Origin of the sequence: Thiobacillus sp. SCN 63-57, from assembly GCF_001725555.1 — a bacterium.
GTDB lineage: Bacteria > Pseudomonadota > Gammaproteobacteria > Burkholderiales > Thiobacillaceae > Thiobacillus.
Genome location: NZ_MEGP01000013.1, coordinates 69,500 through 86,672, shown reverse-complemented (window position 1 = coordinate 86,672; position 17,173 = coordinate 69,500). Strand labels below are relative to the sequence as shown.

Annotated in this window: 14 protein-coding genes; 1 reads left to right on the top strand and 13 read right to left on the bottom strand. The window is 61.8% G+C overall.

Going from position 1 to position 17,173, the window contains the following annotated elements; all coding sequences use genetic code 11:
- Nucleotides 1-10: 10 nt before the first annotated feature.
- The 13 genes from flhF to clpS all read right to left on the bottom strand — a co-directional run bounded on the left by flhF (nucleotide 11) and on the right by clpS (nucleotide 14,685).
- The gene (flhF, locus tag ABT23_RS06065) at nucleotides 11-1,210 is read right to left on the bottom strand and encodes a flagellar biosynthesis protein FlhF (RefSeq protein ID WP_366366234.1); all 1,200 of its coding nucleotides are present in this window, start codon (nucleotides 1,208-1,210) and stop codon (nucleotides 11-13) included.
- Nucleotides 1,207-3,285 (bottom strand): flagellar biosynthesis protein FlhA, encoded by a 2,079-nt coding sequence (gene flhA / locus ABT23_RS06060; RefSeq protein WP_296632601.1) that lies wholly within the window; start codon nucleotides 3,283-3,285, stop codon nucleotides 1,207-1,209. Before flhA ends, flhF begins: the two co-directional genes overlap by 4 nt.
- Nucleotides 3,282-4,436 carry a flagellar biosynthesis protein FlhB gene (gene flhB / locus ABT23_RS06055; protein ID WP_296632598.1) on the bottom strand — a complete coding sequence of 385 codons (1,155 nt, stop codon included), beginning with the start codon at nucleotides 4,434-4,436 and terminating at the stop codon, nucleotides 3,282-3,284. The genes flhA and flhB overlap by 4 nt, the downstream gene beginning before the upstream one ends.
- Before the next feature lie 116 nt (nucleotides 4,437-4,552).
- The gene (gene motB, locus ABT23_RS06050) at nucleotides 4,553-5,554 is read right to left on the bottom strand and encodes a flagellar motor protein MotB (protein WP_296632596.1); all 1,002 of its coding nucleotides are present in this window, start codon (nucleotides 5,552-5,554) and stop codon (nucleotides 4,553-4,555) included.
- A 53-nt stretch (nucleotides 5,555-5,607) separates the two neighbouring features.
- Nucleotides 5,608-6,468 carry a flagellar motor stator protein MotA gene (motA, locus tag ABT23_RS06045; protein WP_296632593.1) on the bottom strand — a complete coding sequence of 287 codons (861 nt, stop codon included), beginning with the start codon at nucleotides 6,466-6,468 and terminating at the stop codon, nucleotides 5,608-5,610.
- Nucleotides 6,469-6,624: 156 nt separating this feature from the next.
- Nucleotides 6,625-7,380 (bottom strand): class I SAM-dependent methyltransferase, encoded by a 756-nt coding sequence (locus tag ABT23_RS06040; protein WP_296632591.1) that lies wholly within the window; start codon nucleotides 7,378-7,380, stop codon nucleotides 6,625-6,627.
- 22 nt (nucleotides 7,381-7,402) lie between these two features.
- Entirely contained in the window at nucleotides 7,403-7,957 is a 555-nt protein-coding gene (gene flhC / locus ABT23_RS06035) for a flagellar transcriptional regulator FlhC (RefSeq protein ID WP_018508397.1), read from the bottom strand.
- A gap of 50 nt (nucleotides 7,958-8,007) precedes the next feature.
- The gene (flhD, locus tag ABT23_RS06030) at nucleotides 8,008-8,325 is read right to left on the bottom strand and encodes a flagellar transcriptional regulator FlhD (RefSeq protein WP_296632588.1); all 318 of its coding nucleotides are present in this window, start codon (nucleotides 8,323-8,325) and stop codon (nucleotides 8,008-8,010) included.
- 291 nt (nucleotides 8,326-8,616) lie between these two features.
- The gene (locus tag ABT23_RS06025) at nucleotides 8,617-10,038 is read right to left on the bottom strand and encodes a mannose-1-phosphate guanylyltransferase/mannose-6-phosphate isomerase (protein ID WP_296632584.1); all 1,422 of its coding nucleotides are present in this window, start codon (nucleotides 10,036-10,038) and stop codon (nucleotides 8,617-8,619) included.
- 118 nt (nucleotides 10,039-10,156) lie between these two features.
- The gene (locus ABT23_RS06020) at nucleotides 10,157-11,020 is read right to left on the bottom strand and encodes an EpsD family peptidyl-prolyl cis-trans isomerase (RefSeq protein ID WP_296632583.1); all 864 of its coding nucleotides are present in this window, start codon (nucleotides 11,018-11,020) and stop codon (nucleotides 10,157-10,159) included.
- Nucleotides 11,021-11,361: 341 nt separating this feature from the next.
- Nucleotides 11,362-11,967, bottom strand: a complete 606-nt coding sequence (locus ABT23_RS06015; RefSeq protein WP_296632580.1) for a hypothetical protein — start codon at nucleotides 11,965-11,967, stop codon at nucleotides 11,362-11,364.
- A gap of 156 nt (nucleotides 11,968-12,123) precedes the next feature.
- Nucleotides 12,124-14,376 carry an ATP-dependent Clp protease ATP-binding subunit ClpA gene (clpA, locus tag ABT23_RS06010; protein WP_296632578.1) on the bottom strand — a complete coding sequence of 751 codons (2,253 nt, stop codon included), beginning with the start codon at nucleotides 14,374-14,376 and terminating at the stop codon, nucleotides 12,124-12,126.
- Nucleotides 14,377-14,685, bottom strand: coding sequence for an ATP-dependent Clp protease adapter ClpS (clpS, locus tag ABT23_RS06005; protein ID WP_296632576.1), 309 nt, complete (start codon nucleotides 14,683-14,685; stop codon nucleotides 14,377-14,379).
- A gap of 456 nt (nucleotides 14,686-15,141) precedes the next feature.
- On the opposite strand from clpS, the gene ABT23_RS06000 reads away from it, so the two are divergent.
- Nucleotides 15,142-17,061: an alkaline phosphatase PhoX gene (locus tag ABT23_RS06000; RefSeq protein ID WP_296632571.1), complete on the top strand. Its 1,920-nt coding sequence runs from the start codon at nucleotides 15,142-15,144 to the stop codon at nucleotides 17,059-17,061.
- The last annotated feature ends 112 nt before the right edge of the window (nucleotides 17,062-17,173 follow it).

The window sequence follows — 17,173 nt, the reverse complement described above, 5'->3', positions numbered from 1 at the left end:
CACCGCGCTTTCACGTTGAATGGATTGAATGCCGCTCATGGCGAAGGCCAGCTCGCTGTCGTCCAGCTGCCAGGGCGAGGACAGCGAGCGGGTCTTGAAGGCGCGGTGAATCAGGTATTGGCGGTTGGCCAGATGCAGGTCTTCGGGCGTGGCGGATCGCGCAGTCGAGCGCCGGGCCGAGGCTGGCCGCCTCGTCGACCTTGGACAGGATGCAGCCGTCCAGACCGCGTGTCTGATACGCCTGCACGACTTCGTTGAGGGTGTCGCCGTGGCTGGTCGCGTTCAGCAACAATAATCTTTTGATCTGCTTGCCGGCCTGGCACAGCATCTCGACCTGCTCGGCGACGGCCTGGTCGCGCTGGCTCATGCCGACAGTGTCGATCAGGACCGTGTGTTTGTTGCGCAGTTCGGACAACGCCAGCCGCAGGTCGGCGGCATCGCGCACCGCATGCACGGTCACGCCCAGGATCTTGCCATAGATGCGCAGCTGCTCGTGACCGCCGATCCGGTAGCTGTCGGTGGTCAGCAGCGCCAGCTTGTCGGCGCCGTGGCGTACCACGAAACGCGCCGCCAGCTTGGCGGTAGTGGTGGTCTTGCCGGCGCCGGTCGGCCCCATCAGGGCGAACACGCCACCGCCGTCGAGCATGTCGGTTTCGCTCTGCATCACGTTCAGGCGCTTCATCAGCGTGTTGCGCATCCAGGCCTGCGCCTGTTCGGCGTCGCCCTTGGGCAGGGTTTCCAGCATCTCGCGCGCCAGGGTGGCGGAAAAGCCGGCCGCCAGCATGTCGCGCATGATCGACGCCCCTGCCGGATCGCGCCCCGGGAGATCGCGCCAGGCCAGATCCGCCAGCTGGCTTTCCAGCCGGGCCTGCATCGACTTGATCTCGCTGATGACGCTTTGCGCCAGCTGAGCGCTGTCCTCGGTCGGCACGGCGACCCGTTCGATCAGGCGGCGCTTGATGGTGACTTCCGGCTCCGGTTCCGGCTCGGGCAGCGTTTCCTGCATCCTCGCGCGATGAGACAGCGACACGACGGGCTCATCCACCGCGGGGGGCGCCATCGCGGCAATGTCTTCGGCCGGCAGGGCCAGCACTTCCACACCGCCATCGACCGCGCGATTGGAAAGGATGACCGCATCGGGTCCGAGCGCGTCGCGCAACTGGCGCATGGCCTCACGGGATGTTTTGGCGACGATACGTTTGACGTTCATGCTGCTCCTCCTACCAGGGAAGTCACTTTGATCTGCTTGCCTTCAGGCACTTCGGCGTGTGAAAGCACTTTGAGTTGCGGCACCGTGCGCCGCAGGAAACGTGCAAGGAGCGGACGCAGCACGGCCGGCGTCAGCAAAACGGCGGGATGGCCGAGCGCTTCCTGGCGCTGCGTCGAGGCCTGGGTCCGCTCCAACAGGGTGTCGGCCAGGCCCGGTTCCATGCCGGCCGAATCATGGCCTGCCTGCAGGGTCTGCAGCAGGAGGCGTTCCAGGTTCTGGTCGAGGGCGATCACCGGCAGCTCGCTCGACGAACCGTAAATCTGCTGCACGATCGAACGGCCCAGTGCCACCCGTACCAGCGAGGTGAGTTCATGCGGATCCTGCACCCGTGCGGCATGCTCCAGCAGGGTGTCGATGATGGTTCGCATGTCGCGAATGGCCACACCTTCCGTCAACAGGTTCTGCAGCACTTTCTGCACAGTGGACAGCGGCAGCATCTTCGGCACCAGGTCTTCTACCAGCTTGGGCGCGCTCTTGCCCAGATGGTCGAGCAGTGCCTGGGCTTCCTGGCGTCCCAGCAGCTCGGCGGCGTGCAGCGTCACCAGATGATTCAGGTGCGTGGCGACCACGGTGCCGGGATCGACCACGGTATAGCCCATGGCCTGCGCCTGCTCGCGCAGATCGGATTCGATCCACACGGCCGGCAGGCCGAAGGCCGGGTCCTGCGTTGCGACACCCGGCAATGCTGTGGCGACCGTACCCGGATCGATGGCCAGGAAAGAGCCGGTGCGCACTTCGCCGCTGCCGATTTCCACACCCTTCAGCGTGATGCGGTAGCTGTTCGGATTGATTTCGAGGTTGTCGCGGATGTGCACAGCCGGCGGCAGGAAGCCGATCTCGCGGGCGAATTTCTTGCGGATGCCCTTGATGCGGCGCACCAGTTCGCCGTCGGCGGCGTTGTCGACCAGCGGGATCAGGCGATAGCCGACTTCCAGCCCGAGGGTGTCGATAGGGGCGACATCTTCCCAGCTGGCTTCCTGGGATTCGATGGCTGGGGTGGGCACAGTCTCCACGGTGGGCGGCGTCTCTTCCTTCTGGTGGCTCCTTTTCCAGGCCAGCCAGACGATGCCGCCGGCCAGCAACAGGAACGCCAGGTTCGGCATGCCCGGAATCATGCCCATCATGCCGAGGATCGCGGCCGTGATGTAAAGCGCCTGTGTCTTGTTGAACACGTTGGACAGCATCTGCCCGGCGATGTCCTCCTCGGTGCTGACGCGGCTGACGATGATGCCCGCGGCGATCGAGATGACCAGGGCCGGTATTTGCGCGACCAGGCCGTCGCCAATCGCCAGCAGGGTGTAATTCTGTGCGGCGTCCGCCAGCGACAGGTCGTGCTGCATCAGGCCGATGACCAGACCGCCGACGATGTTGATCAAGAGGATCAGGATGCCGGCGATGGCGTCGCCGCGGACGAATTTCGACGCACCGTCCATCGAGCCGTAGAAATCGGCTTCCTGGGAAATCTCGGCACGGCGCCGGCGCGCTTCGTTCTCGTCGATCAGGCCGGCATTGAGATCGGCGTCGATCGCCATCTGCTTACCTGGCATCGCATCGAGGGTGAAGCGCGCGCTGACCTCGGCGATCCGCCCTGCGCCTTTGGTGATGACGATGAAGTTGATCACCACCAGAATGACGAACACGATGATGCCGACCGCGTAGTTGCCGCCGACCAGGAAATGGCCGAAAGCCTCGATCACCTTGCCCGCTGCGTCGGGGCCGGTGTGGCCATGCAGCAGTACGACACGGGTGGAGGCGACGTTGAGCGACAGGCGCAGCAGCGTCGAGAGCAGCAGCACGGTGGGAAAAGCGGCGAAATCGAGTGCCTTCTTGGTCGACAGGCCGACCAGCAGCACCATGATGGACAACGCGATGTTGAAGGTGAACAACATGTCCAGCGCGAACGGCGGCAGCGGCAGCACCAGCATCGCCAGGATGAGGACGATGAACAGCGGTGCCGCCAGCGCGCGGGCATTGGTGCTGCTGAACAGATTGGACAGGCTCAAGGTACCGTTCATGCGTTCGCCCCCATGCCGGATTGCAGCGGATCGAGTTCAGGCGGGACCGGCAAGGCGGTCGGCGCCTCGGGATAGGCCCCGCCCAATTGTTGGAAGTGGCGCAGCTGGAACACGTAGGCCAGCACTTCGGCCACCGCTGCGTACAGGGTGGCCGGGATTTCGTCGCCAAGTTCGGTGTGGCGGAACAAGGCGCGCGCCAGCGGCGGTGCTTCCAGCAACGGAATCTTGTGCTCGGCCGCCAGTTCGCGGATCTTCGCGGCCACCGCGTCGGCGCCTTTGGCCACCACGCGCGGCGCACCCATCTTGCCCTCGGTGTATTTGAGCGCGACGGCATAGTGGGTCGGGTTGGTCACCACGACGTCGGCAGTGGGAATCTCGGCCATCATGCGGCGGCGAGCCATTTCGCGCTGCTGGGCGCGAATGCGTGCCTTGACGTGCGGATCGCCTTCCGATTCCTTGGCTTCCTGGCGCAGTTCCTCCTTGCTCATCTTGAGCTTGTTGAAATAGCTCCAGAGCTGGTACGGCAGGTCCAGCACGACGATGAAGATCATCGCGCCCGAGGCCAGCAGGAAGATCTTTCCGATGAGATCGCCCATGTGCTGGATGGCGTCGGTCGGCTCTTCCATGCTGAGCGAGAAAATCGCGTCGAGATTGGACCAGATCAGCCAGACCGCCACCACGCCCAGCAGACCGACCTTGGCCAGCGATTTGACCAGTTCGACCAGACCCTGGCTGGAGAACATGCGCTTGATGCCTGACAGCGGGTTCAGGCGCTTGAAATCCGGCATGAAGGCCTTGGCGCTGAAGAGCCAGCCGCGCAGCAGCAGCGGCGAAGCCAACACGGCGATCACCACCAGTGCCAGGAAGGGGGCCAGTGCCAGTGCGGCCTCCAGGACCTGGTCGGACATCTGGGTCATGACGTAGTTGCTGTCGCGCGCAACGGCCGGATCGAACTGCAGGCTGCCGCGCACAATCTGCGACATGGTCTTGCCCAGGCCGTTGGCCATCATCCACAAGGCCGCGCCGCTGGTCATCAGCACGACGAACGTAGCCAGCTCGCGCGATTGCGGCACCTGGCCTTCTTCGCGCGCCTTTTCCAATCGCTGTGGCGATGGGGCTTCTGTCCGTTCCTGATCGCTTTCTTCAGCCATCCCTGATTCACCTGGTTAGAGGGAACCGTCTCTTGCGCGAGACGGGCTTTCTACAGGGTGAATTATTGGCTTGGCCCGGTGCGGGCGATCAGGGGAATAAGGGTGGATTTGGCCTGCTATTTCGCCTCAAGCGGCGTCTGCGGAGGCATCGGCGTACTTGAAGCGGGAGAGGAATCTTGTTTCGGAACACCGGTCGGCGCCTTGGCCTGGCCAGGCTCGTCCTGTGCATCGGCGGCATCCGCCGTGCTCACGCCGCTGGCTTCCTTCGTAATGGCATCCTCGGTGCGCTTGTTCATCACGATGATGCTGATGCGGCGATTGACCGGGTCGTGAGGCGCCGCGTGGCCGAACGGAACGGATGACGCCAAGCCAACCACTCGCAGCATTTTCGATTCGTCCATACCGCCGGCAATCAGTGCCCGGCGCGAGGCATTGGCGCGATCGGCCGACAGTTCCCAGTTGCTGTAGCCGCGTGCGCCGTTGGCGTAAGGCGTGGCATCCGTATGTCCGGACAGGCTAACCCGGTTCGGCACGTCGTTCAGCATCTTGCCGATTTCATGCAGGATGACCTTGGTATAGGGCTGCAGCTCGGCGCTCGCCAGATTGAACATGGGACGGTTCTGTTCGTCGACGATCTGGATGCGCAGACCTTCGCTGGTGATGTCGATCAGCAGTTGCCGCTTGAACTGCTTCAAGGTGGGATTGGCGTCGATCGCCATTTCCATGCGCTTCTTCAGCTGCTTGAGATTGGCCGCCTCGATGCGCTCGAGCTCGGCCTGGGCGGCTTTCAGGTTGTAGGATTTCTTTTCGGCCTTGGTCTCGCCTTTCTTGATCTGCCCCGTCTCGCGTGTCAGATCGGCACCGCCACCCTTGATCACACTGGAACTGTCGCCGCTGCCCGAGCCACCCTGCATGGCCACTTTCAGCGGGGTCTTGAAATATTCCGCGATGCCTTCCAGATCGCCCTTGGCAGTCGAGCCCAGCAGCCACATCAGCAGGAAGAACGCCATCATCGCCGTCACGAAGTCGGCGTAGGCGATCTTCCATGCGCCGCCATGGTGGCCCCCCGCCACTTTCTTGACGCGCTTGATGACGATGGGGGCTTTTTGTTCGCTCATTTATGCCCTAGGGGTATGGGTGCGTCATGGAGATCAGGACAGGCAACGCGAAATCAGCGCGACTTCGCGTTCTTGACGTGCTCTTCCAGTTCGCTGAAGGAAGGACGTTCCGTCGAGAACAGCACCTTGCGCCCGAACTCGACGGCAATCGCCGGCGCGTAGCCATTGATGCTGGCCAGCAGGGTCACCTTGATACACTGGAACATCTTGGTCGATTCGTGCAGCTTCTGTTCGAGCAGCGTGGACAGCGGCCCGACAAAACCGTAGGCCAGCAGGATGCCGAGGAAGGTTCCGACCAGCGCATGCGCGATCAGGATGCCCAGTTCCGCCGGCGGCAGGCCGACCGATTCCATGGTGTGCACCACCCCCATCACCGCCGCCACGATGCCGAATGCCGGCATACCGTCGCCCAGTTTGGCGACGACATGCACGGGCACCTCGCCTTCGTGATGATGGGTTTCGATTTCATTGTCCATCAGGTTTTCGATTTCGAAGGCATTCATGCTGCCGCTCACCATCAGGCGCAGATAATCGGTCAGGAATTCGATGATGTGGTGATCGGCCAGGATGGTCGGATATTTCGTGAACAAGGGACTGCTCTCGGGCGAATCGACATCGGCTTCGACCGACATCAGGCCTTCCTTGCGGATCTTGGTCAGCAATTCATACAGCAGCGCCATGATGTCCATGTACAGCGCGCGCGTGTATTTCGATCCCTTGAATACGGTGGGCAGCGCCTTCAGCGTGGCTTTAACGGCCTTGCCGTTGTTGCCGACCAGAAACGCACCGCCCGCCGCCCCGCCGATCATCAGCAATTCCACCGGCTGGAACAGCGCGGCCAGGTGGCCGCCCGCCAGTGCGAAGCCACCAAAGACACTCAACGCCACAACGATATAACCAACGATGACTAGCACGGCCGTCTATCCCTTATTGATTGGTACACCAAGTGAGAGCGGCCCCGCTCCATCCCGGTCTGGCAGCATCCAAGAACTGGCGCTTTCAAGTGGAGGATTCGACAAAATCACAAAAAACTTGATGGCGCAGCGCGAGTATTTCCACTCTGCGACGCCTTACATTTGCCAGGCATACAGCGTGTGGCGCGGATCTGCATCCCCTGCCACCACGTGATCTGGCAGGCGGTCTTCCGCCGGAAACGCCAGGCTGACGAACAGCGTGCCAGGGCGCATCTGGGCCTGCGCCTGTTGCCACAACCCGGGCATGGCTGCGGGCGAAAGAAAGGCAAACACGACATCGAAACGAGACAGATCGAGGCTTGCGTAATCGTCCCGCATGAATTCCACCCGACTCCCCTTGAGCCTGACGCGCACACGGCTGATAAACCAGGGGGCCGGTGCAATTTCGGTTCCGTAAAAATGGCCGTGTGGAAATTTCGCTTCCAGATAGAACGGTACACCGCCCAGGCCGCTGCCGAGATCGATGAAGCTGAATGGGGTTTGCGGCAACAGGGATGCCAGAGATTGCCATGCTGCATGGCCGGACAGATACAACGGCACCCGGGTGCGGAACGTGCTCCAGTAGAACAGGACCAGCAACACGAATATGGCCAGATAGATCCAGGCAGGCAGATCAGCCTGTCGGGCCAGGAGTACGGCAGGCAGGAAACCGAGATGCAGGGGGGGCCACCACGCGGGCTGCCGCCATGCACGGCTCAGGAGCGCCGCGATTCCGCCCTGTGCGAACGCAAGTTGCCAGAGGGCGGCTTGATACGAGAATGAAATCTGCAGCAGATAGTTCAGGAAGACGGCCGCCAACAGGGCTGCGCACTGGATGACAAGCGACTGAAGGCTGACCGGCAGACGCGCCATCACCGGCTCCCGAAGAAGCCCGTCAGGCGGCGGCGGTCAGTTCGGTCTGGGCTTCCGCCTTGGCCTTGCGGGTTTTGCCTGCGCGTGCCGGCATATTGCACAAGCCGCACACGTAGTGATTGTTCAGGTCGTCGGGATGAACCACGAAGTGGCCGCCGCAACCACTGCACACGGCCGTTTCGAGCATGCGGCTTTCGAAGAAGCGATTCAGCGTCCACGCACGGGTGAAGCTCAGCACGGCTTCGATCTGGTTGGTATGCAGGTATTCCTGATACAGGCGGTAGCTCTTGAGCACGGCCTCGATGCCGCTGCAATCGCTGTTCTTCGTGATGTAGCGGTGGATGTTGATGAATAATGAAGAATGAACGTTTGGCAGCCAGGTCAGGAACCAGTCGGTCGAGAACGGCAGCATGCCCTTGGGAGGCGACACGCCTTTGACTTCCTTGTACAGCTTGAGCAAGCGTTCGCGCGACAGTGTGGTTTCGGATTCAAGAACCTGCGGGCGGGCGCCGAGTTCGATCAGTTCGATCGCCAGTTGGGTGTCACGCATTTCAGTCAACAGACTTTTCTTGCTCATGAAGCCACTCCCCTTTTTTATTTGCGACGTTTGCTGCAGGTACGACAGAATCAGGCAAAGGCTTCCACAGCTTGGCCGGCCATCAGGATGGCGGCGTGGGACTGGGCGATGGCGCGATCCTTGGTGTAGTTGGTCAGCATGTTGAGCACCACGCCGTCGTCGAAGCGGAAGCGCGACACCATCATGCCGGACGCGGCAAGCTTGAGGACTTGTGCGGGCGTCAGCGCCTCGATCAGGTCGGCAACATCCTGGCTGATGCCCAGACGAAAGACGGCGGTCGCCTTGTCGTGTTGGATCATGCTCTGCGCCAGCATCAGGTAGTTCAGATTGACGTCGCGCATTTCGTCCAGCATTTCGTCCATTTTCATTTTGCCTGTCCTTCTTCGTTGAATTTTTTTCAAACTCACACTTAAGTCAGCGTGGTGAATTCGTTTTCGGACGACACCCGGGAAAGTTAATGTGGACAAGCGCTGTATTGAAGGACGGAAACCAATCACCACCGATGTAGGTGTTTGTCCTACACGCGAGGCCGGAATGAAGCGCAAGCCGGCCGGGCCGGCTCACTGGAAAGCCGGATAAATTCATTAAAAACAATGGGATAAAACAAGGAAAAACCAATCCGCTGCGGGCAGGAGCCCGCAGCGCGGGATCAGGCGCCCTTAACTGCGCTTGTAGATGTCCTCGAACCGGACGATGTCGTCCTCGCCGAGATAGGTGCCCGATTGGACTTCGATCATATGCAGGTCGATCTTGCCGGGGTTTTCCAGCCGGTGCGAGGTGCCGAGCGGAATGTAGGTGGACTGGTTCTCGGTCAACAGCATGACCTCGTCGCCGCAGGTGACGCTGGCCGTGCCGGAGACCACGATCCAGTGCTCGGCACGGTGATGGTGCATCTGCAGGCTGAGCTTTTCGCCCGGTTTGACCATGATGCGCTTGACCTGGAAACGTTCGCCTTCGTCGATGCCTTCATACCATCCCCAAGGGCGATACACCTGCTTGTGGACCAGATGCTCGCAGCGTTTCTCGGCTTTCAGGCGATCGACCAGTTTCTTGACGTCCTGGACCTGGTCCTTGTTGGCGACCAGGACCACGTCGGCCGTTTCGACCACCACCAGGTCCGACACGCCGAGCATCGCGACCATGCGGGTTTCGGCACGGACGAAGTTGTTGCGCGCGTTTTCCAGCATGACGTCGCCACGGATTGCATTGCCCTGCCCGTCCTTTTCAGCCACGTCCCACAGCGCCGACCAGGCGCCGATATCGTTCCAGGCCATGTCCGCAGGGACCACAGCGGCACGACGGGTATGTTCCATGACGGCGTAATCGATCGACTCCGACGGGCAAGCCTCGAATGCAGTTGGATCGAGCCGTACGAAATCGAGATCAAGTGTGGCGGCATCCAGTGCGGCGCGGCTGGCGTCCAGGATATCGGGCCGCAAAGCCTGCAGCTCCTGCAGGAAATCCGACGCGCGGAACAGGAACATGCCACTGTTCCAGAAATACTCGCCCGATTCGACGTACTGCTGCGCGGTGGCAAGGTCGGGCTTTTCGACGAAGGCCCCGACCTGGTGCGCTCCGGCGGTATCGGCCAATTGCGCACCCTTGCGGATATAGCCGTAACCGGTTTCCGGCGTGGCTGCGACGATACCGAAAGTGGCAAGATGGCCGTTCTGGGCGGCTTGTGCCGCGGTGCGGATCGCGTCGTGGAACGCCGCAATGTCGCCGATGAGATGGTCGGCGGGCAGGATCAGCATCAGCGCGTCAGGATCGTCGCGCGACAGCATCAATGCGGCCACCGCAATCGCGGGGGCAGTATTGCGCCCGACCGGCTCCAGCACGATGGCGCGCGGTGCAGTATCGATCTGGCGCATCTGCTCGGCAATCATGAAGCGATGCTCCACGTTGCAAACCATCAAAGGTACGGCCATTTCCGGCATGTTCGCCAATCGGCTGACAGTGTCCTGCAGCAGGCTCCGGTCGCTGGCAAGCGGCAGCAGCTGCTTGGGCAGCGCCGCACGGGACAACGGCCAAAGTCGGGTGCCGGAGCCCCCGGAGAGAATCACGGGATGAATGGTGGTCATGTCGAGTGCTCTTGAAATTGAAATTCCGTTCTAACGAGGCAAATTCCGTTCCTGACGCCGAGGTACTTCCGCAATCGTCCGCCCGCCCACTCCCCGGCGACCAGGATCATGCTGGGGCTCAAGGCTTGCCGGACTGCGTGGCCGGCTCCGCGGGCGCAAAACCGCTGGCATATTCGATCTTGCCGCTGCCACGCAGTTTGTGGATTTCGGCTTCCAGCAGGGTTTTGCGCTTCCCGCCCAGAATCAACTGAACGATCGCGTCTCGGGCCTGCTCGAACGACACGGGCTGCGCCTGGCTGTCCAGCAATTGCAGCACACTGACCCGACCCGCGTCCATCGGCACCACGACCGCCTGGCCATCCTTCATTCTGACAAGTTGCGCCAGCATGCTGGCCGGGATCTTTTCTGCCGGCCTGACCGCCTCGCCGGACTTGACGGCAATCCCTTGCGTGCCCAGCCAATCGGTGAACTCGGCCAGGCTACGGCTTTGCTTCAACTGTGCTTCCACTTCGGCAACCCGACCTGCCGCCAGTTGCAGTTCGAGCTCGTGGACGCGGTATAGCTTGCGCTGCGCAAACAATTCGGGATGCCGGTTGTAGTAGTCCCGAATGGCAACGTCCGAAGGTTGGGGCAGATCCTTGAACAGGCGTTCCATATAGGCCTCCACAAGCACCTGGCGTTGTGCCTGCTGCATGGCCAGCGCAACCTCCGGCAACTTGTCCAGCTTCGTGTTCCTGGCGGCATGGCTGACCAGATACTGGTCGATCAGGGCTTCCAGCACCTTGCCCCGAGCCTCGGCGGCGTCTGCGGCACTCATGGAGCCCAGACGAGCCACCGCTCGATCCAGTTCAAATTCGCTGATCGTGTCGTCCCCTACTTTGGCTGCAACAGTATTCGGGGGCGGTGCTGCCGGCTGTTCGCAGCCAGACAGCAGCGTAGATACGGCCAGCATGACTGCAAGGGTGACACGGGGATTTTTCATCAACACTCCGGCATTCTTGAATGCCCGGTATGGTGCGGGATTCGACCACATTGAGCAAGCCAAGGTAGCGGGCGTTCAAAATATGCTCAAGAAAGAAAGATTTACGCCGTAATTCAAAATCACTACACCGGAGCGGATCAATATACCGATGGCACTCGCCGCTTATTGACCTATATTCCGACATGTAGCACTCCCGGTAGGGGTTCTTCCCCAGGCGCTCCTCCTCCTGCCACACCGGGTTTTTCGCGGCGCCTCTGGCGCCGCTTTTTGTTTGCCCCTCCCAGTCGCCAATTGGCACCTCCGCTGTCCGGCGCAGGATGCCCAATTGTCCCCGGATGGCCTTAAAACGCTCGCTCGCCGGTCGACATGCGCGCTTTTCTGAGCGCTTCGGCTGCCCTGGCCTTCGCGGCGGCTTGAGCGGCTTGCGGATCATCTCCCCCGAATGCCCGCACGCCGACGGATTCACGCGCCGCCTTGAGCGCTGCGGCCGCTCTCGCCTTGGCTTCTTCCTGCTTGGCGGCTTCCAGTTGCTTCGCGCGCAACGCTTCCTGCCGTTGGCGCTCGGCCTGTTCCGCCCGTGCGGCCGCTTCCTTGCGTGCCCGTTCCTGCGCGGCCAGTTGGGCTTCGCGCTGCTGTTTTTCCTTGAGCGCCTGCTGGCGTTCCAGTTCTTCCTGCCGTTTACGCTCGGCTTCCTGATGCGCCTTTTCAGCCTCCTGGCGTGCTCTTTCCGCTTCCTGCTGCGCCTTCTGGGCTTCAAGGCGTGCGCGAGCCTTCTTCAGGTCCTCGCGCATCTGCGCACCGGTCTGACGGATGCGTTCGCTTGCCGCGGTCAAGTCCTCGCCGGACACGGCAGGCGTGCCCGCCCCGGCATCGGCAGCATGGACATAGATAGGCAGGGAACATATCAGCGAAAGAACGGCGATATGCGGTGCGAAGTACAGCTTCATGGGCGTGCCCTCTCTAGATCAACTGGTGCACAGGCGCCTGATCGCCGCGGCCCCCACCTCATCGGAGGGCCGCGATCAAACCATGACGCACCTGTATCTAGAACGGCTTACGACCACCCATACGGAATCTTTATGGGTAATTTTGCTGCGACCGATTTATACCGCAACTGCTTCTTCGAATTCGAGGCTGACTTTCTCGCTGGCGTCGATGTCGATGGTCACCCGGCCGCCATGCGCCAGCTTGCCGAACAGCAGTTCGTCGGCCAGCGCCTTGCGGATGGTGTCCTGGATCAGGCGCGCCATCGGACGAGCCCCCATCAACGGATCGAAACCATGCTTGGCGAGATAGGCCTTGAGCGCGTCGGTAAAGACCGCGTCGACCTTCTTCTCGTGCAGCTGCTCCTCCAGCTGCATCAGGAATTTGTCGACCACCTGCAGGATGACGGGCTCGGTCAGGGGCGCGAAGGGGATGATGGCATCCAGCCGGTTGCGGAATTCCGGGGTGAACATGCGCTTGATCTCGCCCATCTCGTCGCCGCTTTCACGCGCATTGGAGAAGCCGATGGTCGCCTTGTTGAGCATTTCCGCACCGGCGTTGGTGGTCATGATCAACACCACGTTGCGGAAATCGGCCTTGCGCCCATTGGTGTCGGTCAGCGTGCCGTGGTCCATCACCTGGAGCAGCACGTTGAAGATGTCCGGGTGGGCTTTTTCAACTTCATCAAGCAAAACAACGGCATAGGGGTGTTTCGTGACAGCTTCCGTCAAGAGTCCACCCTGGTCGAAACCGACATAACCGGGCGGCGCGCCGATCAGCCGCGAGACGGCGTGGCGTTCCATGTATTCCGACATGTCGAAGCGGATCAGCTCGACGCCCAGCACGTAGGCCAACTGACGCGCGACTTCGGTCTTGCCGACGCCGGTCGGGCCGGAGAACAGGAAATTGCCGATCGGCTTCTGCGGATTGCCCAAACCGCTGCGCGACATCTTGATCGCGGTCGCCAGCGCGTCGATCGCCGCGTTCTGGCCGTACACCACGGCCTTCAGGTCGCGGTCCAGCGTCTTCAGGGAATTCTTGTCGTCGGACGAGACGGTCTTGGGCGGAATCCGCGCGATCTTGGCGATGATGTCCTCGATCTCCCGAGGGGTGATCGTCCTTTTCTGCTTCGATTTCGGCAGGATGCGCTGGGCGGCACCCGCCTCGTCGATGACATCGATCGCCTTGTCGGGCAGGTGGCGGTCGTTGATGTAGCGCGCGGCCAACTGCGCCGCCGTGGTCAGCGCAGCCGCCGTGTATTTGACACCATGGTGGTCTTCGAAACGCGATTTCAGGCCGCGCAGGATCGCCACTGTTTCGTTGACCGAGGGTTCCGGCACATCGACCTTCTGGAAGCGCCGCGATAACGCGTGATCCTTCTCGAAAATGCCGCGATATTCGGTGTACGTGGTCGCGCCAATGCAGCGCAGATTGCCGGACGACAGCGCCGGCTTCAGCAGGTTGGATGCATCCAGCGTACCGCCGGACGCCGCGCCGGCGCCGATCAGGGTGTGGATCTCGTCGATGAACAGGATCGCCTTGGGGTTGTCGGCCAGCTGCTTCAGCACGCCTTTCAGGCGCTGCTCGAAGTCGCCGCGGTATTTGGTCCCGGCCAGCAAGGCGCCCATGTCAAGCGCATACACCGTGCTCTGCGCCAGGATGTCCGGCACCGAGCTTTCGACGATGCGGCGCGCCAGGCCTTCCGCAATCGCGGTCTTGCCGACACCGGCTTCGCCTACCAGCAGGGGATTGTTCTTGCGGCGGCGGCACAACGTCTGAATCACGCGTTCGAGTTCCTGGTCGCGCCCAATCAGGGGATCGATCTTGCCGGCCAGCGCCTGGGCATTCAGATTCTGCGCAAAGCTGTCGAGCGGCGAACTGGTCGGCGCCTCGGCGTTGACTTCCGAGGCCTCGTCCGGCCGCGCCGGTTCGCTCTGCGGGGTCTTGGTAATGCCGTGGGAGATGAAATTGACGATATCGAGCCGCGTCACGCCCTGCTGGGTGAGGAAATACACGGCATGCGAGTCCTTTTCACCGAATACCGCCACCAGGACGTTGGCGCCGGTCACTTCCTTCTTGCCGGAGGACTGGACATGCAGAATGGCGCGCTGGATCACGCGCTGGAATCCGAGCGTCGGCTGGGTGTCGACCTCGCCCTCGCCCGCTACCTTGGGGGTGTGCTCATCGATGAACTTGCCGAGCTGGTCGCGCATAGCATCGATATTGGCGCCGCAGGCACGCAGTACCTCGGCTGCCGACGGGTTGTCCAGCATCGCCATCAGCAGGTGCTCCACTGAAATGAATTCGTGACGCTTCTGCCGCGCGTCCATGAAGGCCATGTGCAGCGTGACTTCGAGTTCCTGGGCAATCATCTAACTTTCCTCCATCGTACATTGCAGCGGATGCTGATGCTGCCGCGCGAAATCCACAACCTGCTCGACCTTGGTGTGAGCGATATCCCTTGGGTATACCCCACACACACCCACACCCTCAGTATGCACTTTGAGCATGATTTGTGTCGCCCGTTCTTGGTCGATGCCGAAAAACTTTTTGAGGACCAGCACCACGAATTCCATTGGGGTGTAGTCGTCGTTCAGCAGCAGAACCTTGTACAAGGGCGGCGGCTTGACCTTTGCCGCAGACGGTTCCAGTAGGGTAGTGCCTTCTCGCTTGGTTGCCATAGCCGGAATAAGCCTGGATTACTGGCTTTATTTTGATGTGATGGAAGGATTTTTCAAGCCCGCTGGAAGTAGGGCCAAACAATTAAGTGGGGTGCGAGGGAGGGAAAAGCGAGGAAAACCGGCCTCTCCCCCTTATTCACTGCACGCCATAGCGGATTTTCGCTTCCAGGCAGGTGTCGAGTGTAACCCTTTTTATGGCCGTCTTTATGGCCGTGATCCTTGCAAGTCCCCAGCCCACGGGAGAACCAGGCTGGGCCGCGAGCACGAAAGTCGCGTCAGGCGGCCAGGAGGCAGCCTAAAATGATCGTGGCCCGAAATGGCAGTTCCGGCCGATTTTGCGCAAAGGGATCATGTACGCGTCATTTCATTGTCACGGCGGCTTGTTAGATTTTGTGCGTTCCCGGTCGCCGGCCTGACGGCGACTGGTTTCGTCAAATCCATACCGGAGATCCGTCAATGTCAGAACCTGTTTCCCATTCCCGCCGCCGCGCACTCCAACTGCTGTCTGGCGTACCGATGTTGCCGCTGGCCTCGTCGCTGGCCGGTTTGCCCCTTTTGGCCGAGGCTCGGCCCATGATGGGCGCGGCTGTTCGCTACCAGTTCAATGCGATGTCGGCCCCCTCGCTGGCCAACCCTTCGCAAATGGCTGAGACCTATGTCGCCTCGACCCTGACGAAAAGCATCGGCCGCCATGCCGAGACCTACGCGCTGGGCTACGAGACTTTCTTCCTGACCGGCGACACCGTGCCAAGCGCGGAAGGCGGCTCCATCCTGGCCGGCGGCTACTTCGACATCAACAACGCACCCATCCTCGACACGACTTCGCCCGACCAGCGCCAGTTCTTCTCCGACTGCCCGGATGGCATGTCGCTGATCGCGCTGGGGCACGGGCACGCGCGCTCGCGCCGCCGCGATTGCGAGCGTGTCTTCGCGGTGGTGCAGTTCGAATACGTGACACGGAACGTCGCCGGCGATTCGATGTACGGCATGCTGCCTTCACCGATTGCGGTTCTGGCCCTGGACCAGGATAAGCGTACCGGCAAGCTGACGCTGGAAAGCTATTCGAACGTGGACACCAGCGGCGTGCATGGCCTGTGGATCACCTGCGGCGCCAGCCGTTCGCCCTGGAACACGCATCTGTCGAGCGAGGAATACGAGCCCGACGCGGTCACCATCGCCGGCAACGCGCAGTTCAAGGCGTTCAGCCAGAACCTCTACGGCAACCCGGATGCCGCCAACCCCTACCACTATGGCCACCTGCCGGAAGTGACCGTGAACCCCAATGGCACGGGCAGCATCAAGAAGCATTACTGCATGGGCCGCATCTCGCACGAACTGGTGCAGGTGATGCCCGACGAGCGCACCGTGCTGATGGGCGACGACACCACCAACGGCGGTCTGTTCATGTTTGTGGCCGACCGCAAGCGCGACCTCTCGGCCGGCACCCTGTACGTGGGCAAATGGACGCAGACGTCCGGCGTGGGCGCTGGCGCCGGCGACATTTCCTGGATCAAGCTGGGGCATGCCACCAGCGACGAGATCAAGGCCCTGGCCGACACCCTGACCGCCGCCGACATCGTCGACGTGAAGACCAGCAACCCGAACGACGCCAGCTACGCGAAGATCGCGTACAACGGCAAGGCCCAGTGGGTGAAGTTCATGCCCGGCATGGACAAGGCCGCCGCCTTCCTGGAAACCCACCGCTATGCCGCCTACAAGGGCGCGTCGATGGCCTTCACCAAGATGGAAGGCACCACGGTCAACGCGGCTGACAAGCGCGCCTATTCCGCCATGTCCTACATCTACAAGTCGATGGTCGACGGCACTACTGACATCAAGGTGCAGGGCCCCGTGGCCGGCGCGGTGTACGAGCACGTGCTGGCCGGCGGCCAGAAGGACAGCGACGGCGACCGCATTCACAGCGAATGGGTCTCCGTCTCCATGTCCGCCCCCGCCGCCCTGGTGGGCGAGGACCTGGCGGTGCGCGACGCCCTGGGCAACAGCGCCAACGCCGACAAGATCGCCAACCCGGACAACCTCAAGTACTCCGAAGCGATGCGCACCCTGTTCATCGGCGAGGACAGCGGCAACCACGTGAACAACTTCCTGTGGGCCTACAACGTCGACACCAAGGAACTGAGCCGTATCCTGTCCTGCCCCGCCGGCGCCGAGTCCACCGGCCTGCACGCGGTCGACGACGTGAATGGCTTCAGCTACATCATGAGCAACTTCCAGCACCCGGGCGACTGGGAATCGCCGCTGCACGACAAGGTGAAGTCCATCCTGGATCCGCTGGTGAAGGCCAATTACAACGGCCGGTTCAGCGCGGCCGTCGGCTATCTCACGATCGAAGGATGCACCCGGCACGACGACTGACGCCCTGCCAGCCCGCCTGGGCATCCAGGCGGGCCTCTCAGTATCGTCCGGAACATCTCCCAAGCTGTTCCGGACGATCGCTCCGTATCATGTGAACCTATTTGAACTGAAC